Origin of the sequence: Nonomuraea sp. NPDC052116 (genome assembly GCF_040680035.1) — a bacterium.
GTDB lineage: Bacteria > Actinomycetota > Actinomycetes > Streptosporangiales > Streptosporangiaceae > Nonomuraea > Nonomuraea angiospora_A.
The window spans coordinates 236645-257603 of the sequence record NZ_JBFAWA010000017.1 but is presented as its reverse complement, the minus strand read 5'-3'; the positions used below and the strand labels follow the sequence as shown (position 1 = coordinate 257603).

Sequence of the window (20959 nt, the reverse complement as noted above, 5' to 3'; positions counted from 1 at the left end):
GGCAACGGCCCCTGGGTCATGGCCGACCTGGAGAACGGCCTGTTCTCCGGGGTGAACCCGGGCTACAACGCCAACGACCCGACCGTCACCCACCGGTACCTGACCGCCATCGTGAAAGGCGAGCCGAACCACTGGTCGATCCGGGCCGGCAACGCCCAGTCGGGCAACCTGTCCACCTACTACAACGGGGCACGCCCCAACGTCGCGGGCTACAACCCGATGAAGAAGGAAGGGGCCATCATCCTCGGTATCGGCGGAGACAACAGCAACGGCTCCGCCGGCACCTTCTACGAAGGCGTGATGACCTCCGGCTATCCGACGGACGCCACCGAGAACGCGGTGCAGGCCAACATCGTCGCCGCCGGCTACAGGTGAACCCGCCGCCGCCCCCGGCCCACGCCGGGGGCGGCAAAGCCCGGGAAAGCGGGGCTTTCGACTCAACTGCCGTATGGCTACTATCAGGCACCAATCGCCTAGTTGGGTGATTGTCACCGATTGGTGAGGAGAGTGTCCTCCACGTGGCTGGATGGGGCAGGGCCGGGCGACGGCGGACGGAGACCGTGGGCGACGGGAGCGCGTCGTCCCAGCCGCGACGGCTGGCCGGTGCCCGCCGGCTGCCCCTGCGTACGGTGCTGCTCATCATCGTGTTCGTGCCGAGTCTGACCTTCACCCCGCTGCTGGCCTCGGGCATGTTCCAGCTCTCCTCCCAGTGGCGGGCCGAGAAGGCCCAGATGGATCTGGCCACCAAGACGGTCGGCGCACCCGCGTCCGACCTGTTCTTCAGCCTCGACAAGGAACGGCTGCTCACCGCGGAGACACAGGCCGACCCCGGTGGCGCCGCGACGGCCAAGCTCGCCAAGCAGCGCGCGGTGACCGACCAGGCCATGAGCGCCTTCCGTCCCCTGACGGCCCTGGACACCGCCAAGGGGCCGGAGGGGCTCGCCGACGCCATCTCCCGTACCGACCGCAGCCTCAACCTCCTCGACGAGCAGCGCCGGGCGGTGGACGCCGGTTGGGCCAGCCCGCAGAAGGCGTTCGACTACTACAGCGGGGTCATCGAGTCGGACCTGCGCGTGCTGACCGTCCTCAGCCACACCGACGAGGGCGAGGTGAACAGCAGCGCGCAGACCCTGGTCGACCTGTTCTGGGTCGTCAACCTGATCGGCCGCGAGGACGCCGTCCTGGCCCGCGGCTGGAAGTCGGGGCACCTGACGAGGGACGAGTACGGCCTCGTCACCGACGCCGCCGGCACCAGGAAGCACCTCATGCGCTCCCAGGTGATCCCCAGCCTCATCGGCGACGAGAAGCGGTACGAGACGCTGATGACCGGCAAGGCGTGGGTGGCCATGACCGCGCTGGAGGAGCGGCTGACCCCCTCGGGCGGCAACCAGGTGACCCTGCGCGGGGACAGCACCGAGTGGCGTTCCTCGGTGGACACGGTCACCGAGCAGGTGACGCAGCTCCTGCGGCTCCGGCTCGCCGACGTCAGCAAGATCGGCTACGACCACGCCGGCATGCTCTTCGTCATCTTCATGAGCGTCACCAGCGTGGGCCTGCTCGCCCTGGGTCTGGTGATCTTCACCAGCTGGCGTCTCACCTCCATTCTTCGCAGGCGCATCCTGCACCTGCGCGAGGACGCCCAGGAGCTCCAGGAGCGGCTGCCCAAGGTGGTCGCCCGCCTGGAACGCGGCGAGGACGTCGACGTGGACGCGGAAGTCCACATGCTCAAGCCCACCCCCGACGAGCTCGGCGAGCTGGGGCAGGCCCTCAACCTGGCCAGCCGCAGCGCGGTCTTCACCGCCGTGCGGCAGGCCGAACAGCACCGCGGCTTCCAGCGCATGCTCCAGCGCATCGCCCGCCGTACCCAGATCCTCATCGGCCTGCAGCTGAAGAAGCTCGACGAGCTGGAACGCAAGCACGAGGACCCCGAGGTGCTGGAGGGCCTGTTCGACCTGGACCACCTCACCGCCCGCCTGCGCCGCTACGAGGAGAACCTGGTGATCCTCGGCGGCGGGCAGCCGCAGCGCCGCTGGCGCAAGCCGGTGCACCTGCTCGACGTGCTGCGCGCCGCGCAGGGCGAGGTCCAGGACTACCGGCGGATCTCGATCGACGTCGAGGGCGAGTCCTGGGTGAGCGAGCGCGCGGTGGGACCGCTCGTCCACGTCCTGGCGGAGCTCATGGAGAACGCCACCACCTTCTCCAAGCCGATGACCCCCGTCGAGGTGCGGGCCGCACCGGTCAGCCGGGGCGTCGCCGTGGAGATCGAGGACCGCGGCCTGGGCATGGAGGCCGAGCAGTACGCCGCCGCCAACGCCCTGATGAAGTCGCCGCCGCAGCTCGACGTGATGACCCACGCCGACGACGTCCGGCTCGGCCTGTACGTGGTCGCCCGGCTCGCCGCGAGCCTGGGCCTCCAGGTGGAGCTGCGGTCGTCGGCCTTCGGCGGCACCCGGGTCATCGTGCTGCTCCCGGAAGCGCTGGTGGTGGACCGTCCCCGTGCGGTGCCCGAGGAAGCCGCCCCGGCCCCGGCGCCGGAGGCGACCCGTCCGGAGCCTCGCCCGCAGGAGGAACCGGCGGACGGGCAGTTGCCGACCCGCTCCAGGGGACGCGCGATGGCGTACGTGACGGCGCCCACCGGAATCCCGGACGACGCCCTCCCGCCGTCCGCCCGCCGGCCGCTGCCCCAGCGGGTGCGCCAGGCCAGCCTGGTCACCGAGCTCAAAGTCCCGGCGAACGAGGATGAACCGACCGAGCAGGAGGCCTGGGCCCCACGCGAGCAGCCCGGCCGATCCAGTGCGACAATCGGCGCGTTCCAGAGGCAGTCCCGCAGGCGCCGGACCGGTGATGACGCCTTCCAGCCCCGGCCGGACGGATCCCCCGAGCCCGGCTCACCCACGACGGAAGATCGATGATGACGCAGCGAACCACCGCCACCAACGCAGACCTGGACTGGCTCCTGGACGGTCTGGTCGATCAGGTCGCGGGCACCCGGCACGCCATCGTGCTGTCCGACGACGGCCTGGTGATCAGCCGGTCCCGGACCATCGAGCGCTCGGACGCCGAACGCCTCGCCGCGATCGCCACCGGCCAGCAGAGCCTGGCGCGCGGTGTGGGGCAGCTCTTCAGCGGCGGACCGGTGCAGCAGGTCATCATCGAGATGGCCGAGCTGTGGCTGTTCATCACGACCGCCGGCCGCGGCACCCATCTGGCCGTGGTCGCCTCCCAGGAGGTGGACGCCGAGCTGATGAGCGTCGCGATGCACACCCTCGTCCAGCAGGTCGGCCAGAAGCTGGGCACCGACGCGCGTACCCCGCAGGCCGATGACGCGGGGAGACGCGGATGAAGCACTGGACTGAGGGGTTCGACGACGATGACGCCGACGAACCCCTTGTCCGCCCCTACACGATCACTGGCGGACGGACCGCCCCAGAACGGGACGACCTCACGCTGATCACGCTGGTGACCTCGCTCTCCGGCGTCTCCTCGCAGACCGGACGCGGGCTGAGGCGCATGCAGCCGGAGCACCGCACCATCTTCGCCTTGTGCGAGCGGCCGCTGGCGGTGGCCGAAGTCGCCTCGGCGCTGAACCTCCCGGTGTCAGTGACCAAGATCCTCATTGGCGACCTGATCGAGAACGGTCAGATGCGGGCCCGGCCACCGCTGGCCTTCGCCCAGGCGGGCGGCGGACTTCCCGATGTGACAATTCTTGAGGCGGTGAGGGATGGCTTACGCAAGCTCTGACCAAGGGGACGACGCTCCCCTGGCGGTGAAGATCCTGATCGCCGGTGGGTTCGGCGTCGGGAAGACGACCATGGTCGGCGCGGTGAGCGAGGTCGCCCCACTGCGTACCGAGGAGTACCTCACCCACGCCAGCGTCGGCGTCGACGATCTGGACGGCGTGAGCGGCAAGTCCACCACCACCGTCGCGCTGGACTTCGGGCGCATCACCATCAACCGCGACCTGGTGCTCTACCTGTTCGGCACCCCCGGGCAGGAACGCTTCTGGTTCATGTGGAACGACCTGGTCCACGGGGCGATGGGCGCGGTCGTCCTGGTCGACACCCGGCGGCTGGACGTGAGCTTCGCGTCGATCGACTTCTTCGAGAGCCGCGGCATCCCCTTCGTCGTCGGCGTCAACTGCTTCCACGGCGTCAAGGACCGGACGCCCGAGGAGATCCGCAAGGCGCTCGACCTCGACCCGCAGGTGCCGCTGGTGCTCTGCGACGCCCGCGACCGGACGGCGGCCCGCGACGTGCTGCTCGCGCTCATCGACCACCTGCTGGCCGCCCGGCCCCGCACCGCACCCCACCCCGTGGCCTGACGCCTGTCACCTCCCGGCCGGTGCCGGGACCAGCGCCGGGCGGCGGTCGATGCGGCGGCGGACCTCGTCGGTGCCGAAGTGGTAGTCGATGCGCCGGGCCGCCGCGGCCCAGTCCTCCATCGACCGAACCGCCGACAGGGCCTCCACCACCACGGGGTCGCTCCACCTTTCCACCGCGCGCTGCCACAGCGTGCCGGCGTCCTCGGTGAGGAGGCTGCCGACGGTGCCCTCGTAGATCGGCATCGCGCGCACCTCGCCGTCCGGCTCCACCTGCAGCAGCGGGAATCCGTAGCGGCGCAGGGCGTTCGGATGCATCATCAGGACCATGTTGTCCGACGTCGCCACCTGCACCTGGCGGGGTGCGAGGGAGCGCAGGCGTTCGACGTGCTCGCCGCTCACCAGCGCGCCCAACTGGTCGAAGCTCAGCAGCTCGTGGTCGGCGAACCCCTGCCGGCTCGCGAGCCCGGACGGCACCGCGGCGGCGAAGGTGAGGAAGCGCAGGTACGGGAAGCGAGGGGCGACCGTGCGGCAGAACTCCTCCAGCTGGTGGAGGTTGGAGCGCAGGACCGCGTAGTCGACCCCGAACTCGACCGGGTCGAGGCCGTTGGCCACCCGCTCCTCCGAGAGGTCGTTCAGCAGGGTCAGCGCGTTCATCGCCCGCTCGAACGAACCGGCCCGCCCGCGGATCCGATCGTGCACCTCGGCGTCGGCCCCGTCGACGCTCACGGTGATCCGGGAGAAGACCCGGGTCACCTCCTCGGCCGAGCGGCGGTCGAGCGTCCATCCGCCGGTGTAGACGTTGACGCCCACCCCCGCTTCGCGGATCCGCCCGGCGACCTCGGTGATGCCTCTGACCAGCAGCGGCTCGCCGCCGGCGAACTCCACCGCCCGCGGGCCGAAGGAGACGATCGCGTCGGCGACCTTGAGCATCTCGTCGTGGTTCAGCTGCCGGGCCGGCCGCCTGCCGGACTCGGAGTAGCAGTGCACGCATCGGAGCGGGCAGGCGTAGGTGACGTCCCAGACGATGTCGCTGGGCCCGTTCGGGGTGCTCATGGCATGGTCCTTTTCTCGTTCGTGCGCCAGTGGCCGACCAGGTCGGCGTACAGGGGGGATCGGGTGAGCAGTTCCTGATGCGTTCCGGCGGTCGTGGTGCCGCCGTCCATCAGCAGGACGCGCCGCGCTCTCATGGCGGAGCTGATGCGATGCGCGATGACGACGAGCGTGCCGTCGCGTCCGGCGAACGCCTCCTCGGCGCGCTGCTCGGCGGCCGGGTCGAGGTGGCAGGTGGCCTCGTCCAGCACGACGGTCCGCGCGGGTGAGGCGTGCACGCGGGCCAGGGCGATGAGCTGCTTCTCCCCGGCGGAGAGCGAGGAGGGCTCCTCGATGACGGCGTCGAGCCCGCCGAGCCGTTCGACCAGCGGCAGGGCGCCCACGGCGGCGGCCGCCGCCCGCAGCCGCGCGTCGGTGTCCGCGCCGAGGTAGGCCAGGTTCTCGCGGACGGTTCCGGCGAAGACGTACGCCTCCTGGGGCACGAGGGCGATCATCGTGCGCAGGCGGTGTTCCGGAGTCTCGTCGAGCGGGAGTCCGCCGACCAGGATCCGGCCGCCGGTCGGTGGCAGGAGCCCGGTCAGCAGCATCGACAGGGTGGACTTGCCCGCGCCGCTCGGACCGACCACGGCCAGGTGCTCCCCTTCGGGGATCGCGAGGTCGAGGTCGCGTACGACCGGTGTCGCCTCGGGCGCGTAGCCGAAGGTCAGCCGTTCGGCGTCGAGCCGGTGCCCGAATGGTCCGGGCCCGGTCCCGGTCCGCGGGGAGGTCACCGGCACGGTGACGGACTCGGCGATCCTGCGCAGCGTGACGGCGAGGGCCACTCCCCACCCGCCGACCGTGCTGATGAGCATGCGCAACGCCGGGTCGAGCCCCGTGGCCAGGTAGGTCACCGCGCCGATGACCTCTCCCGCGCTCAGGTGGCCGCCCTCGACCAGGGGACGGGCGGCGATCAGCAGGACGAGCAGCGGGACGTGGACGCCGAGCGTGACGACCAGCCGCCGGCCGGTGCCCGCCCAGGCCATGGACATGGTGGCCGCCACCTGCGCGGAGACCGCGGCGTCCACCGTCGCGCGGGCCTGGTCGTGGGCTCCGCAGGCGGCGACGTCCCGCAGTCCGGACAGGATCGGGGTGGCCTCGGCCGTGAGCCGCTCGTCGGCCAGGATCAGCGCGCGTTGCCGGCTCGCCAGCGTACGCAGCAGCCAGGCGAACAGGGCCAGGGCCAGCACCACCGGTCCCACGGCGATGGCGGCCGCCGGCGGAGAGAGGGCCAGCAGCCCCACCAGCGCGGCGATCAACGACATGCCGAGCTGGCGGGTGCTGCGCAGCAGGGCGGACACCAGGTTCCGCACCGTTTCCACCTGCGCGGTGAGCCGGTTGACGGAGGCGGGGTCGGGTGGTTCGGCGCCGCCGGCCGCGCGGGCCACCGTGGCGGTGACGACGGCCCGTACGAGGTCGTCGCGCAGCGGCTCGACGACCTTGGCCAGGACGGGGAGCGTCAACCGGGTGGCCACCGCCTTGAGCGACATGACGGCGGCCAGCAGCCCGAGCAGGGCGAGTCCGGTCCCCGGCCGCCCCGCCAGGAACCCGCGGTCGATCGCGGCGGCGATGAGCAGCCCGGACAGCAGCGTGGGAGCCGATTCGACGGCGGACAGGGCCAGGGCCACGGCCAGCGGGCGCTTGCGCGGCCGGAGCAGGGCCAGCAGCAGGCGCGGCGCGCTGAGCGTGCGCGGCCCCAGGAGCGGGGTCAGCGAAGCACCGGACACGCCTCCTCCTTTCCACTGTTTTCCTCGGCGGCGAACAGAGCGCGGTAGGACGGGTCGTTCCAGAGCTCGCGGTGTGTGCCCTGAGCGCTGATCCGGCCGTTCTCGAGCCAGACGACCAGGTCGGCGTGGGCGGCGGTCGTCGCCCGGTGCGCGACGACCAGGCGGGTGCGTCCACGCATCCCGTCCACGAGGGTGCGGGTCACCTGAGCCTCGGTCGCGGTGTCGAGGCTGGAGGTGGCGTCGTCGAGCACGGTCAGCCGGGCACGCCGTACGAGCGCGCGGGCCAGGCCGAGGCGCTGGAGCTCGCCGCCGGACAGCGGCGCGCCCGCGGCCGGGGTGTCGTACCCCTGGGGGAGCCGGCGGATGACGTCGTCGACGCGGGCGGAGGCGGCGGCCTCCTGCACGGCGGCAAGGCTGGTCCCGGGCCGCCCGTAGGCGATGGCCGAGGCGAGGTCACCGCCGAGGAGCGCGGGGCGTTCGAAGGCGTAGGCGACGACGTCGCGCAGCGCGTCGGGGGCGAGCTCGGCCAGGGGCCGGCCGTCGAGCAGCACCTGTCCGCGGTCGGGGTCCATCAGCCTGCCCGCCACCATGGCCAGCGTCGTCTTTCCCGCGCCGGACGGCCCGACGACAGCGGTCAGGGACCCTGCGGGAAGCTCCAGGTCGAGCCCGTCGAGCAGCCGGGCGCCGTCCCGCGTGACGGTGACGCCGCGGAACGACAACGTGCCGGGGCCGTCTGGGGCCGGGCGCGTACCGGGGGCCTGGGTGGGCAGAGCGAGCACCTGCGAGACCCGCCGCGCCGACGAGCGGGCCTGCGCCACGCTCATCACCGCGTCCACATGTTCGATGAACGACAGGCCCAGCGTGGCGTACCCGGCCACGGCCAGCAGCTGCCCGGGTTCGAGGCGGCCGGCCACGACGCCGAGGCCCGCCACGGCGAGGACCGCCACCTCCATGAGCGGCAGCACCAGGCCGATCCGCCACCCGCCGCGGGCCTGGGCCCGCCACAGGGCGTGCCCGGTCTCGGACAGTTCGGGCAGCGGGGTGAGGACGCGGGCGATCTCGCGGTCGGCGGTGCCGGAGGCCCGCACGGTACGGATGCCCGCCAGGGTGTCGGTGAGCCGCGCCGCCAGCCGGCCCTGCGTCTCCTGGTAGCGGTCGTACAACCCGGACATCCGGGAGACGAACAGGAGGATGATCACGAGCGCGACGGGCAGACCGGCCACGAAGGCGAGCCCGGTGCGCCAGTCGATGAGGAAGAGCGCGATGATGCCGCCCGCCGCGGTGACGAGCCCGGCGGCGGTGTCCAGCAGGGCCAGCGGGACCTGCCCGGCCCCGGCGGTGTTGCTCACGAGCCGGTTGGCCAGCTCCCCGGTCGGGAACCGGCGGGCCTCCCCGACGCCGAGGCGCAGGATGTGGCCGGTGAACCGCAGGCGCAGCGCGGAGGTCGCCGAGGCGTTGGCCGCGGCGCCCGCGACATGGCACACCAGGTCGGCGAGGGTCATGACGGCCAGGACCAGGGCCAGCCGCGCCGCCGCGGCGAACACGTCCTCGCCCGCGAGCACCCTGTCCACCGCGGCGGCCAGCAGGGCGGGCATGGCCAGTGTCGCGGCCGAGGCGGCGGCGGTCGCGGCGGTGACCACCGCCAGCGGCCGCCAGGCGCGCCGTGCGAGAGAGGCGAGCAGGCGGTCGCCGTGCTCGTGCGTCACCCGCTCCCCGGCGGTGCCTGCCACGGGATCCGACATCCTTCCGCTCCTCTCTCGACGGACCCGGCGGGCCACCGCCGGCGGCGGTGACCCGGGGATTTCACTAGGACAGGCTGAGGGTGATGAAACAGGTCTCATCGCCCTCGCACGTCACGCCGAAGCAGCTCAGCGTGCAGGGGTACAGCCAGGACTCTTCTGCGGCCGGGAGCATGTCCAGGGCCTTGATGTCGATTTCCATCAGACGGTGATCCAGCAGCTGTCGTTCTTGCACGAGATGAAGCACGTGATGACGCAGGGCCACAGCGAGGTCTCCTCGGCGGCCGGCAGCATGTCGAGAGCCTTGATGTCGATTTCCATGGTGTTCTCTCCTTCAGTAATGGGGATTTTTCGTCAGATGGTGACCCAGCAGCTGTCCTTGCAGGTCTTGACCTCGCAGGTGATGAGGCAGGGCCACAGCGCGGCCTCCTCGGCGGCCGGGAGCATGTCCAGCGCCTTGATGTCGATTTCCATCGCGTTCTCCTTTCTTGGGTAGTTGCCGCTCGTTTCGAGACGGCGTGGGGTGCCGGCCCGCGTCGACGGGCCGGAGTCTGTGAGCACCCGCTAGGCGGTGACGGGCCTGCCGCTCAGGAAGTCGATGAGCAGGCCGGTGACCAGATGTCCGTCGCCGGAGGCCAGCGGGTCGTGGTCGGCCACGGGGATCTCCAGGTAGACCGGCGGCACCGGGTGACCGGCCGCCAGCAGCCGGCCGTGCAGCCGCCGGGAGTGAGCGACCGGGATGATTGAGTCCTGGAGGCCGTGGATGATCATGATCGGCAGGCGCATCCGGTCCGCCAGCCGGGCCAGGTCGCGCGGGCCGAGCTCGTCGTCCGCCTCCGCGCAGCCGCCGAGCCGATCGAGCAGCGTGCGTACGCGCTGCGCCCCGTCCTGGTACAGCTCCCGCCCGGACAGAAACGGCGCGATGACCGCGGCCCTGGTCCACAGGTCCGGCTCCGCGGCGGCGGCCAGCAGGGCCAGGTAGGCGCCGTAGCTGATGCCGTACAGCATGGGCCGTTGCCGGCCCGGGCCACGCGCGTCGGCCAGCGTGCGCCCGAGCCGCAGGATGTCCGCGAGGTCGGGGCCGCCCCACGCGCCGTGGATGGCGTCGCGGTGCGCGGCGCCGTAGCCGGTGCTCCCCCGCTGGTTGGGCGCGACCACCGCCATGCCCGCCGCGGCCATCCGCTGGAACAGCGGATCGAACCCGAAGGGCCAGGCGGCTTCCGGGCCGCCGTGCAACGCCAGGACGACCTGCTCGCTCGTCGCTGGGTCGCCGTACACGATGGCCTCGATCGGCCCGGCCGGGCCCTGGTGGTCCACGGTACGGGCCGGTGCCCAGCCGCCCGCCTGCTCCTCGGCGGCGGCCCGCGCCCGGGGCCGGAGCGGGTCGGTCAGGGTGACCACGCCGAGCGGGCGGTCCGGCGTGCTGTGCAGCAGGTGCAGCCCGCCGGCGGTCCAACGCGCCAGCGGCTGCAACGTCCCGGCCGGCAGCTCGGCCTCGACGGCGGTGTCCGCCACGAGGTCGTGCAGCAGCAGGTCGGAGCGGCTGCGGCGAACGACCGACAGGGCCAGGTGCCGCCCGTCGGGGTCCAGGGTCAGCGGTGCGACGGTGCCCTCGACGCGGTTCAGCCGCTCGGGGAACGCCGTCGGCGCCGGGTCGTCGCGGTGCCGGACGCCGAGCAGGAACGCTCCATCGCGTTGTGCCGCGGTGAGCAGCACACCGGTGCGCGGCGCGGCCATCAGCAGGTGCTCGCCGTCCGCCAGCCCGTCGAGCGACGTCAGCAGGCCGGTGGCGAGGTCGAGGACGAGCGTGCCGCCGGTGCCCGGCTCGGGGCGGGCCAGCGCGAGCCGCCGGCCGTCCTCGTCGAGCCAGACTCCCCCGCCGACCGCACCGGTCAGCCTGGCGACCTGCTCGGGAGCCTCGGCGCGCCCTGACACGCGCCACACCGTGGTGCGTCCGTCCGCGCCGCTCTCGAACAGCAGGGCGGCGGTGCCCGGCGCGACCCCGGCGACGAGCCTGAGCCCTCCGCTGCGCGGGGTGAGCAGCTCGTACTCCTCGGCCGGCGCGCCGTCCGGGCCGGGGACGGCGAGCAGCAGCCGCGCCGACCCCTTGCCGTGGCGGCACAGCAGCACGTCGCCGTCCCCGGTCGGGAGCGGGAGCGTCCAGGAGGTCTCGCCTTCGCGGGTGGGTAACAGGCGGGGCCGCGGCGCGGGACCGGTGAGGTCCCACAGCTCCGGCATGAGCTTGTCACGGCCGTACGCGGCCAGGCAGGTGGCATGACGCCCGTTGCCGGAGAACCGGAAGCTGATCCGCCTGAGTTCCGTGGGCAGGGTGGTGACGGTGCTCATCGCGCGGCCACCTCGTCGGAGACCATCCACGGGCGGGGACCGCCGTGGCGCAGCCGCCACAGGAAGGCGAGCACCCCGGCCAGCCCGGTGTTCCAGCCGAACGTCACCTCAAGGGCGTTCTCGTCGGGTACCACGAGCAGCCCGTCGCGCACGGTGGCGCGCGTCCACAGCACGGCGGCCAGTTCCTCGGCCTGCTCTTGGTAGATCGGATCGTCGGCCAGCTCCGCCAGGTCCAGCAGGAACTGCCCGTCTCCGGCCAGGCCGTGGCAGGCCGCGGTGCCGGAGCGCAGCCGGTGGCCGTGCACCGCCCTGGCGGCGGCCCTGGCCACCTCCAGCGCGTCCCAGTCGCCGGTGACCGTGTGCAGGCGGACCAGGAACGTTCCGATCCCCGAGGATCCGTTGCACCAGTGGGGCATCTTCGCCCCGCCGTGCGGGCCCTCCCCCCACCAGGCCGCCTCACCGTGGTAGTCGACCGCGTCCAGCAGGGTACGGCCCGCGGCGACGGCGGTCTCCAGGCAGTCCTCGCGCCCGAGCGCGACGCCGGCGGCCAGCAGGTACGCGCCGACCCCGGCGACGCCGTGGGCGAAGCCGTAGTGCACGACGCCCGCCAGCGCGGAGTCGAAGCCCTTGGGGATGGGCCACAGGACCGTGTCGGGGGTGCGCTGCGCGACCTTGAGCAGCTCGTCGGCGCAGTCGCCCGCCCGGTCGCGGAATCTGGGGTCGCCGGTGGCGTTCCACAGGTGCAGCAGCGCCGTCCCGGTGCCGGCCAGGCCGTGGCAGATGTCCGGGTTCGGCCAGCTGACGGGCAGGTCGAGGGCGAGGTCCACGCCGGCCGAGCGGATGTCGTGGTCGTCGAGTGCCGTGCCCGCCTCGTACAGGGCCCAGGCCATGCCGGCCCGGCCGAAGTACAGCCCCGGAGAGGGGCGGCGCTCGCTCGCAAGGCGGTGGATCATCCAGTTCGCGCCGTCGCGCAGGGCGGTCGCGAGGGATTCCTGGGGGGAGGTCCTCAGCACGGAGGCCATCAGCTGGAGCACGCCGGCCGCGCCGTACTGCACGCCGCAGGGGTCGGCGGTGGCGCCGTACCCGGTGCTGGGCCACAGCCGCGCGTCCCCGCCCATGGTGCGCAGGGTGTACGCCAGCCCGTCGTGCAGCAGCCGGTCCTGGTCGGCCGTGGCGAGCCGGTAACCGTTCCCCGCGTCCGGGGCGGTGGTCAGGCCGTCCAGGAACGTACGGACCCTGGCCAGGTCCCATCGCCGGGCGGGATCCTCCGCCATCAACCCCAGGATCATCGGAGCCAGCTCGGTGGCCACGGGATCGCCGGCGACGGCCACGTCGACCAGCGTGCGCACCCGGGAGTCCCACGGTCTGACGTGCTCGTCCTGATCCTTGACCAGCATCGGCTGGCAGGAGGTGACCAGGTAGAACACCGTCGCGCCCAGGGCGTACAGGTCCACTTCGACGCCGGGGCAGGGGCCGAGGGCGGGGGAGTTCTCCTGCTCCGGCGGCGCGTAGCCGGGGGTGTGGGTGCGCCCGACCAGGGTGCCGGGCCTCGCCGCGGTCTCCAGGTCGATCAGCCGGCAGTCGCCGTCCTCGGTGACGATGATGTTGTTCGGGGTCAGGTCGCGCACGATGTAGCCGCGCTCGTGGACCGTCGCCACCAGCTCGGTCAGGCGCCCCACGAGGCCCAGCACCGTCTCCCGCCGGCGCGGGTCCGGGCCTTCGGCTCCACGCTCGCCGGCCCAGACGGTGAGCACGGTCCCCTCGATGCGCTCCTGGACCAGGAACAGGTTGTCGTCCTTGTCGAACAGCGTCACCTTGCGCGCCGTGACGCCGAGCGGCCCGAACAGGTCGAGCATCCGCCATTCGTGGCGCAGCGCGTCGCGCTCGTCATGTCCGTTCATCCTGGCGCCGACGTGCGGCCGGGCCTGCTTGACGATCACGTTCCCGCCGGTGTCGCGGTCCTCGGCCAGGAAGACCCCGCCCTTGGCGTTGTGCCGTACGGCCTGGCGCACCACGAACCGGTCGGCCAGCAGCACCGCCTGCGGCGCGGCCACCCGTACCGGAGCCTTGCCCGACTCGAACGGGCACGGCGCCCACGGGGGCGGCGAGTACCAGGCGTTGCGCTTGTCGGTCACCTGGGTGCCGTCGGGGGCGGTCAGCTGCGAGGCGTAGGAGCCGTCGTTGTCCAGCACGGAGGGCGCGGAGAACACCCCGTAGCGGTAGTGGACCAGGCTGCCCGGCTTGTACGCGCGGTCGGACAGGATGGGCGGCCCGGGCAGGCCCAGGGTGGCGGCGTGCAGCTCCTCGGCGACCACGGTCGCCGCCCGGTCGTCGGGCGGGTAGACGGTGATGAACTTGCCCACCGACCCGCGGTCCTGCTCCCTGGCCACCAGGCCGGACAGCTCGGCCAGCGTCGCGGCGAACTTGAACGAGCAGCGGTGCCGCGCCAGCACCTCCACCGCACGCGCCAGCACCACCGGCGCCGACAGCGGCGTCGCCGAGACGTGCAGCTTCCAACCCTGCGACCGGTTCGCCGCGCCTGCCGGAGTCACGTACGTCCACGGCCTGCGGGTGCGGATCTCCCAGGCGTCCTCTTCCTTCGCGGCCCGGCCGGCTCTTGCCAAGGCCGCTTTGGCGACGTCCTCCAGGACGTGCCGATCCACGCCGGTCTGGTCTTCCCCCACGTTGCTCCCCTATCCACTGGATGATCAGCGCGGGCCCGGGGCCATCGGCTGATCGACATCAGGTATAGGCGTGGGGACTTGTAGCCATCTTGGACAGGAGTTGGAACCGGTTGGGCGTCGTCTTGCGTGAATCTCCTTTCCCGTTTGGCCGGGGCCGCTCACCTGCCGGAACGTCGCGCCGCCCCGAACAGCGCAATGGCCACCCCCCGCGACCGGGGAGTGGCCATTGACGTCACGCTCTTAATCGCAGTGTTCGAAGCCACTGGTGTAGGAGCTGCTGCCGACCGAGCCGCCCCACTTGACGCACTGCCCGGCCGCGTCGCGCCTGACGGGACCCGCGTAGTAGTCGTAGCTGCCCGAGTCGGTCGTCCTGCTTTCGTTCTGCGGCTCCAGGAAGGCCGACACCGCCGACGCCGAGCCGAGGTTCGTCGACTTCAGCGTCACGACGCAGTTGTAGCCGTTACCCGAGTTGTAGAGCAGGTACGTGCGGCCACCCGTGAGAGCGGCCGAGTCGATGACCGAGTAGCCGCTGCCGCAGACCTCCTCGGGGGTGTAGGGGTTGCTGCCGCCGCAGCCGTTGGTGCTCGTGATGGCCTTCTTCTGGCCCAGGGACACGGTCACGCCGTCCACGGTCGGGCTGGTGTCCATCGCACCGGTGGAGGTCCGCTGTTCGTAGTGCAGGTGCGGCGCGTTCGAGCCGCCCGTCGAGCCGACGGTCCCGATCACGGTGCCCTGGCTGACGGTCAACGTGCTGCCGGCCGACCTCACCATGGTCGCCAGGTGGGCGTAGCGGGTCCTGGTGCCGTCGCTGTGCCGGATCTCTATCCACTTGCCGTAGCTGGTGCTTCCCGCGTCGCTGAAGGTCGCGGTGCCCGCGGCGGTGGCACGCACGGTCTCGCCGTTGATGTCGTCGCCGCCGTAGTCCTGCCAGTCGATAGAACCGGACGGGTTGTGGGCGGGGGTCCCGGTCCAGTTGTTGGCGTAGAAGGTCTTTCCGCAGTTGAACGGGCTCTTGTGAGACACAGCCAGGACGCTGGCGTCCTGCGCTGAGGCGGCCTGGGGAATCAGCGCTGCCGCGACGGTGACCAACAGGACGGTGATCGCGGGTTTGAGGGCCTTCGGCCAGGTCGGCCTGCCGATTGTGGGCATGCTCACCTCTCTGAACAGGTGCTGGGGGGATACGGTTGGGCACCCGGTTCCGATGGTGTCGATTTGCGATATGGCAGCATTTCGACACCTCACCGCCCGTGGGGGAGGGCGGTCGATCATGAAGATAGCCCTGAAAGTTCTCTTCATCAATCTCTACGGAGATGAAATTTTGCGGCTCTTCAACTTGCCGTCAAGTACTTATCAAAACCGCAGCCCACTTCGGCCAATCCGATGGTGAGCCTAGTTTATGTACGCCCAAAATTATAGATTCGGCCACCTCTTATTTAAGGGCCTCTTTGCCGGTTGGATGGGGCACATGAATGCTCATGACGTCGCCCGGCTTCTCCCCGAGATCCCCGTGCTCCGTGACTTCTGCCGATCCATGGCCGTGCTGGAGGCCATCCTGAGCCCGGACTGGGAGAGCCGCCGCCACTCCTTCGACGCCGGTTGGGCCCCGGGAGAGGAGATGGCGTCCATGCGGAACGGTTCCGGAGACGAATACTCCATCGTGTTCGTGGCGGGCGGCGCGTACGTGCGCGGTTTCGACCACGAGGCGGCGATGAGCCCCTACGGGAACGACGGGCCGTGGCCGGGTGTGCTCGACTCGGTGCCTGATGTCTTCCGCCGCTGCGTGGAGGAGCCCGCGTTCCACGACGAGGACGGCCTGCCCGTCGTGACCGCCTGCCTGTGGCGGGAGGCCGGCCCCTGACGCAGGCGGTCGTCACCACGTTGAACGCCGACCTCACGCTGGACGACCTCGCCGAGGACCTCGCGGAAGCCCGGTATCCGTCCCGGGCCTAGCCGTACCGGCCGCTCGAGGACGGGCGCAGGGCGGCGGTGACGTCGTCCGCGAGCCGGTCCACCTCGTCGGCAGCCAGGGTCGAGACGGTGAGGCGGATGGCGGGCGGCGTGGCGATGCGGTTGCGGGCGCCGGGCGCGACGGCCCAGCCGCGGGCGAGCAGGCGGGTGATCGCGGTGGCCTCGTCCGGGACGGGGACCCACACGTTGAGCCCGGTGCGCCCGTGCGCCGGGATGCCGCGCCCGGCCAGCGCCGTCACCAGGCCGTCCCTGCGCCGCGCGTACGAGGCCGCCACCGCCGCCGTGTCCACCGCGTCCGTACGCCAGAGGTGCGCGACGGCGCGTTGCAGCAGGTGACTGACCCAGCCCGCGGCCAGGCGCTGGCGGCCGCGCAGCCGGCCGAGCGTGACCGGGTCGCCGGTGGTCAGGGCAACGCGTAGATCGGGGCCGAAGGCCTTGGCCGTCGAACGCGTGAGAATCCAGCGCTGCGTGACCCCCGCCAGCGGGTGCAGGGGAAGGTCCACGAAGCCGGACCCGTGGTCGTCCTCGACGAGCAGCACCCCCGGGTACGCCGCCAGCACCTCGCGCAGGGCCCCGGCCCGTTCGGCGGAGACGGCGGCGCCGAACGGGTTCTGGGCGCGGGCCGTGATCACGACGGCTCGGACCCCGGCCCGCAGGGCCCGGCCGAGTTCGTCGGGCAGGGGGCCTTCGTCGTCCACCCGCATCGGCACGGGACGCAGCCCCATGACGCCGACCAGGTCGAGCAGGGCCGTCCAGCTCGGATCCTCCAGGGCCACCGCGTCGCCGGGGCGCAACTGGGCGGCCAGCACCCGTTCGACCGCGTCGAGGGTGCCCGAGGTGATCGCCAGCGGGCCGGCCGGTACGCCGTCCGCGCGCAGCCGCTCGCCGGCCAGGGCGATCAGCTCCTCGTCGTCGCCCGTCCCGTACATGGCGGGCCGCTCCTCGTGCGCGCGGGCCGCGGCGGCGAGGGCGTCCCCCAGGGGCGGCAGCAGGGCCGGGTCGGGGTTGCCCGTGGACAGGTCGCGCGCGCCAGGAGGCACCTCGATGCGGATCTCCTCCCGGAACGTGCTGGCCGGGCGCGGCCTGACCCGCGTGCCGCGCCGCCCGGCGGTCTCGATGACGCCGCGCTCGCGCAGCAGCCGGTACGCGGCCGCCGCCGTGTTGGGGCTGACCCCTGCCCGGGAGGCCAGCTCGCGCACCGGCGGGAGCATCGCGCCTGGTGACAGCCGCCCCTCCGACACGGCGGCCTCGACCCCGGCCGCGAGCTCGCTGGCAGTCCCACCCACAATCAGGTACTTTTCTGGCACAAAATCCATTATGTACTAATACAAAGAGGTATGGGGTGCTCATTCATCCTTGGGACGCAGCTCACGACGGCGACGAATGGCGGGCCTGGCTGCGTACGCGCGACTTCGGGCAGCTCGCCGCGAACGGCGTGGACGGCGGCCCGCCGGTCGTGGCGCCGACGCATTTCCTGTTCGACGGGAGCGCGGTCGTGCTCCATCTGGCCAGGCCGAACCCGATCTGGCCCGCGCTGGAGGCCAACCCGGCCGTGGTGGTGACCGTGCATGACGACTACGCCTACATCCCGTCGGGCTGGCGCTCCGACACCCCGGAGACCGGCGTGCCGACCAGCTATTACGCCTCGGTCCAGCTCACCTGCCAGGCCCGGATCGTGGACGACAAGGAGGGCAAGGCCGAGATCCTGCGCCGCCAGCTGGCCCACCACGAGCCCGGCGGCGGGCACGGCGAGGTGGCCGCGGACGCGGGGCCGTACCGGAAGATGCTCTCGGCGATCCGGGGGCTGCGGCTGGAGGTGGTGGAGGTGCGGGCCAAGTTCAAGTACGACGACCACCGGCCGGTCGAGTTCCGCGAGCGGATCGCGGACGGGCTCGCCGAGCGGGACCTGCCGGGCGACGCCGGCGCGCGAACACAGCAGCTCAGGCGGATGACCCACGCGCGGTGAGCACATCGGCTTGCCATTGCCAGTTGTTTCAGTCTAGTCTGAAATTACTGGCTAGAAGGCTGAACGTTAGGATGACCGCATGAGTACGCAGGACGGCCCTGACCGCGAGCAGGTGCTCGAATGGGTCGAGCGGGTGGCCGCGTTCGTCTCCGAGGAATGGGGACTCGCCCCGATCACCGGCCGCGTCCTGGGCTGGCTCATGGCGTGCGACCCGCCGGCGCAGACCGCGAGCGACATCGCCGACGCCATCGGCGCGAGCCGCGCGTCGCTGACGACGAACATGCACCTCCTGACGTCCATCAAGCTCATCCGCAGGTTCCGCAAGCCAGGGGAGCGGAACGTCTACTACCAGATCGAGGACGACGCCTGGTCCAAGGTCATCCGGCAGAAGCTCGCCGCGTTCATCGCGTTCGACGAGCTGGCCGCGGAGGGCCTGCGGCTCGGCTGGACCGACGAGGCGCAGACCAGGCGCATCGAGTCGGCCAGGACCGCCATCGCCGGCCTCGCCAAGGTGCTCGACCAGGCCTCCGACTGAAACCCAGAGCGGACGCGGCGGGCTCTCTGCGGCCACGCCGCCGTCCCGCCATGCCTTCTCACAAGGAAATCCCCATGGACGACTTGATCTCGGTCACCGCACTGACGAAGTCGTACGGCGCGACCCGCGCGCTCGACGGGCTCGACCTGTCCGTACGCGCCGGCGAGGTGCACGGCTTCCTCGGCCCGAACGGCGCGGGAAAGTCCACGACCATCCGCATCCTCCTCGGCCTCATCAGGGCCACCTCCGGCACGGTCAGGCTGCTCGGCGGCGACCCGTGGCGGCAGGCCACCGAACTGCACCGGCGCCTGGCGTACATACCGGGCGACGTGACCCTGTGGCCCGCGCTCACCGGAGGCGAGGTGATCGACCTGCTCGGCCGGGCGAGGGGCGGGCTCGACCAGCGGCGCCGCGCCGAGCTGATGGACAGGTTCGAGCTGGACCCGCGCAAGAGGACCCGCACCTACTCCAAGGGGAACCGCCAGAAGGTGGCGCTGGTCGCCGCCTTCTCCTCCCGGGCCGAGCTGCTGATCCTCGACGAGCCGACCGCGGGGCTCGACCCGCTGATGGAGGCCGCCTTCCGTACCAGCGTGATCGAGGAGCAGCGGGCGGGGCGCACGGTCCTGCTGTCCAGCCACCTCCTGTCCGAGGTCGAGGCCCTGTGCGACCGGGTCACGATCATCCGCGCGGGCCGCGCCGTGGAGTCGGGCACCCTTTCCGGCCTGCGCCACCTCACCCGCACCTCGATCACCGCCGACCTGGCGGGCTCCCCCGGCCCGTTGAGCGACCTGCCCGGCGTGCACGACGTGCTGGTCGAGAACGGCCGCCTCACGTGCCAGGCCGACTCCGACGCGCTCGACGGGCTGCTCGCCCGGCTGTCCGCGATCGGCGTACGCGGCCTGACCTGCAGTCCGCCGAGCCTGGAGGACCTGTTCCTACGCCACTACCAGGGGGCCGCGCGATGACCGTGCTCCTCGGGCTGGCCGCCCGACGCGAACGCCTCCGCTCGGCCGTCTGGATCCTCGTCGTCGTCATGCTCGGCGCGGGCCTGGTCTCCTACATCGACCGCTACTTCACCACTCAGGAGGCGCTGCGCGTGTACGCGCGGGTGATCTCCGAAAACCCGATCTTCCTCGGCCTCGGCGGCCCCGTCGCCGAACCCTCGGTCGGCGCGATGGCGGCCTGGCGCAGCGGCGGCCTGCTCTTCCTGCTCACCGCCTGGATGGCCCTGACCATCGTGATCAGGCACACCAGGGCGGAGGAGGAGTCCGGACGGCAGGAGCTGATGTTGTCCGGCGTGATCGGCAGGGCCGCGCCGCTCACTGCGGCCCTCGTCACCGCGGCCGTAGCCGCGCTGGTCGCCGGGGCGCTCACCGCGGGCGTCCTCGTCGCGATCGGCATGGAGGTGGCCGGGTCGCTCGCGTACGGGGCCGCGATCACGGCGGCGGGGTGGGTCTTCGCCGCGATCGGCGCGGTGGCCTCCCAGCTCGTGCAGACCGCGCGCACCGCCACCACGCTCGGACTGCTCGCGCTCGGCGTCTCCTACGTGCTGCGCTACCTCGGCGACGCCTCGGGCGCGACCTGGCTGACGTGGAGTTCGCCGCTCGGCTGGAGCCACCTGGTGCGGGCCTACTCGGCCGACCGGTGGTGGCCGCTGATCGTGTCGCTGGTGGCGACGGGGGTCCTGCTGGCGCTCGCGTACGCGCTGTCCGCCCGTCGCGACCTGGACGCGGGCCTGCTGCCCGTACGTCCTGGGCCGGCCACGGGACCGTACCTGAAGGGGCCGTTCAGCCTGGCCTGGCGCCTCCAGCGCGGCCTGCTGGCCAAGTGGGCCGCGGGCGTGATGGCCGCCGCCGCGCTCTTCTCCGGTCTCAGCGGCGTCGCGCCCCGCCTCGCGGAGCAGCCCGGATGGGTCCTCGACGCCTTCCTGCACCGGTACGGGGGTCCGTCGGGGGATCCGGTGGACGCGTACCTGTGGATCATCGTGCTCCTGCTGGCGTACACGGTCGCGCTCTACCCGGTGCTCGCCACGCTCCGGCTGCACCACGAGGAGTCCTCCGGCCACGCCGAGGCCCTGCTGTCCACCGCGGTGAGCCGGCTGCGCTGGGCGGCGGCGCACCTGGCCGTGGCCGCGCTCGGCACGCTGGCGCTGCTGGCCCTCGGCGGGTTCGTCACGGGGCTGATCTATTCGCTGGTCATGGGGGATCCGGCGGTGGGCCGGGTCCTGGCTGCGGCACTCGAACACGTACCGGCCGCCTGGCTCGTCGGAGCGTTCGCCGCCTTCGCCGTGGGGGTGCTGCCGCGGGTGTCGGTGGCGCTCTCGTGGACGGTCTGGGGCGCGGTCATTGTGGTGGGCGACCTGGTCGGACCGCTGATCGGGTTGTGGGGCTGGAGCCGCGTGGAGCCGTTCCACTACACGCCCAACACGGTGTCGGGCGAGCCGTTCACCGCGGCTCCGGCGACGGTGATCCTCGCGCTGACCGCGCTGCTCGTCGCCACCGCCCTGATCCGCCTCCGCGACCGCGACCTGGGCTGAGCTGCTTGATGTCCGATTTCCACTAGTGGGCGCGGCGGCGGAACCGGAAGA

General features: G+C 72.1%; 20 protein-coding genes. 10 read left to right on the top strand and 10 right to left on the bottom strand.

Features of this window, described 5'->3' with window-relative positions; genetic code table 11:
* The 5 genes from AB0L65_RS31060 to AB0L65_RS31040 form a co-directional block, all read left to right on the top strand.
* A partial coding sequence (locus AB0L65_RS31060) for an arabinofuranosidase catalytic domain-containing protein (protein ID WP_364252207.1) occupies positions 1–375 on the top strand: 375 nt, incomplete at its 5' end.
* A gap of 143 nt (positions 376–518) precedes the next feature.
* Positions 519–2912, top strand: coding sequence for a nitrate- and nitrite sensing domain-containing protein (locus tag AB0L65_RS31055; protein ID WP_364252204.1), 2394 nt, complete (start codon positions 519–521; stop codon positions 2910–2912).
* Positions 2912–3343 carry a roadblock/LC7 domain-containing protein gene (locus tag AB0L65_RS31050; RefSeq protein ID WP_350742758.1) on the top strand — a complete coding sequence of 144 codons (432 nt, stop codon included), beginning with the start codon at positions 2912–2914 and terminating at the stop codon, positions 3341–3343. Before AB0L65_RS31055 ends, AB0L65_RS31050 begins: the two co-directional genes overlap by 1 nt.
* Positions 3340–3741, top strand: coding sequence for a DUF742 domain-containing protein (locus AB0L65_RS31045; RefSeq protein ID WP_355212771.1), 402 nt, complete (start codon positions 3340–3342; stop codon positions 3739–3741). Before AB0L65_RS31050 ends, AB0L65_RS31045 begins: the two co-directional genes overlap by 4 nt.
* Positions 3722–4321 carry an ATP/GTP-binding protein gene (locus AB0L65_RS31040; RefSeq protein ID WP_364252200.1) on the top strand — a complete coding sequence of 200 codons (600 nt, stop codon included), beginning with the start codon at positions 3722–3724 and terminating at the stop codon, positions 4319–4321. Before AB0L65_RS31045 ends, AB0L65_RS31040 begins: the two co-directional genes overlap by 20 nt.
* A 6-nt stretch (positions 4322–4327) precedes the next feature.
* On the opposite strand, the gene AB0L65_RS31035 is transcribed toward AB0L65_RS31040, so the two are convergent.
* The 9 genes from AB0L65_RS31035 to AB0L65_RS30995 all read right to left on the bottom strand — a co-directional run bounded on the left by AB0L65_RS31035 (position 4328) and on the right by AB0L65_RS30995 (position 15052).
* Positions 4328–5374 (bottom strand): radical SAM protein, encoded by a 1047-nt coding sequence (locus AB0L65_RS31035; RefSeq protein ID WP_364252196.1) that lies wholly within the window; start codon positions 5372–5374, stop codon positions 4328–4330.
* On the bottom strand, positions 5371–7134 hold the full coding sequence (locus AB0L65_RS31030) for an ABC transporter ATP-binding protein (protein ID WP_364252193.1): 1764 nt from the start codon (positions 7132–7134) through the stop codon (positions 5371–5373). Before AB0L65_RS31030 ends, AB0L65_RS31035 begins: the two co-directional genes overlap by 4 nt.
* Positions 7116–8876, bottom strand: coding sequence for an ABC transporter ATP-binding protein (locus tag AB0L65_RS31025; protein ID WP_364252190.1), 1761 nt, complete (start codon positions 8874–8876; stop codon positions 7116–7118). Before AB0L65_RS31025 ends, AB0L65_RS31030 begins: the two co-directional genes overlap by 19 nt.
* Positions 8877–8940: 64 nt before the next feature.
* A complete protein-coding gene (locus AB0L65_RS31020) occupies positions 8941–9075 on the bottom strand; it encodes an ALQxL family class IV lanthipeptide (RefSeq protein WP_363978582.1) in 135 nt (44 codons plus the stop codon).
* Entirely contained in the window at positions 9075–9194 is a 120-nt protein-coding gene (locus tag AB0L65_RS31015) for an ALQxL family class IV lanthipeptide (protein WP_350742719.1), read from the bottom strand. Before AB0L65_RS31015 ends, AB0L65_RS31020 begins: the two co-directional genes overlap by 1 nt.
* A gap of 33 nt (positions 9195–9227) precedes the next feature.
* Positions 9228–9347 (bottom strand): ALQxL family class IV lanthipeptide, encoded by a 120-nt coding sequence (locus tag AB0L65_RS31010; protein WP_350742721.1) that lies wholly within the window; start codon positions 9345–9347, stop codon positions 9228–9230.
* A 90-nt stretch (positions 9348–9437) separates the two neighbouring features.
* Complete coding sequence (locus AB0L65_RS31005) at positions 9438–11219, bottom strand: prolyl oligopeptidase family serine peptidase (RefSeq protein ID WP_364252187.1); 1782 nt, start codon at positions 11217–11219, stop codon at positions 9438–9440.
* Positions 11216–13903, bottom strand: coding sequence for a class IV lanthionine synthetase LanL (gene lanL, locus AB0L65_RS31000; protein ID WP_364252184.1), 2688 nt, complete (start codon positions 13901–13903; stop codon positions 11216–11218). Before lanL ends, AB0L65_RS31005 begins: the two co-directional genes overlap by 4 nt.
* Before the next feature lie 240 nt (positions 13904–14143).
* Positions 14144–15052: a M23 family metallopeptidase gene (locus tag AB0L65_RS30995; RefSeq protein ID WP_364252181.1), complete on the bottom strand. Its 909-nt coding sequence runs from the start codon at positions 15050–15052 to the stop codon at positions 14144–14146.
* Positions 15053–15368: 316 nt separating this feature from the next.
* Here AB0L65_RS30995 and AB0L65_RS30990 point away from each other — a divergent pair, with 316 nt between their 5' ends.
* The gene (locus AB0L65_RS30990; RefSeq protein WP_364252178.1) at positions 15369–15761 is read left to right on the top strand and encodes a hypothetical protein; all 393 of its coding nucleotides are present in this window, start codon (positions 15369–15371) and stop codon (positions 15759–15761) included.
* A gap of 88 nt (positions 15762–15849) precedes the next feature.
* Here the strand turns inward: AB0L65_RS30990 and AB0L65_RS30985 are convergent, their stop codons facing one another.
* Positions 15850–17157, bottom strand: a complete 1308-nt coding sequence (locus AB0L65_RS30985; protein ID WP_364252175.1) for an aminotransferase class I/II-fold pyridoxal phosphate-dependent enzyme — start codon at positions 17155–17157, stop codon at positions 15850–15852.
* 56 nt (positions 17158–17213) lie between these two features.
* Here AB0L65_RS30985 and AB0L65_RS30980 point away from each other — a divergent pair, with 56 nt between their 5' ends.
* From AB0L65_RS30980 to AB0L65_RS30965, 4 genes are all read left to right on the top strand, one after another.
* On the top strand, positions 17214–17837 hold the full coding sequence (locus AB0L65_RS30980; RefSeq protein WP_364252172.1) for an FMN-binding negative transcriptional regulator: 624 nt from the start codon (positions 17214–17216) through the stop codon (positions 17835–17837).
* Positions 17838–17916: 79 nt separating this feature from the next.
* The gene (locus AB0L65_RS30975) at positions 17917–18372 is read left to right on the top strand and encodes a transcriptional regulator (protein WP_364252169.1); all 456 of its coding nucleotides are present in this window, start codon (positions 17917–17919) and stop codon (positions 18370–18372) included.
* 74 nt (positions 18373–18446) lie between these two features.
* Entirely contained in the window at positions 18447–19337 is an 891-nt protein-coding gene (locus AB0L65_RS30970) for an ABC transporter ATP-binding protein (protein ID WP_364252166.1), read from the top strand.
* Positions 19334–20908 (top strand): polyketide antibiotic transporter, encoded by a 1575-nt coding sequence (locus AB0L65_RS30965; RefSeq protein ID WP_364252163.1) that lies wholly within the window; start codon positions 19334–19336, stop codon positions 20906–20908. Before AB0L65_RS30970 ends, AB0L65_RS30965 begins: the two co-directional genes overlap by 4 nt.
* The last annotated feature ends 51 nt before the right edge of the window (positions 20909–20959 follow it).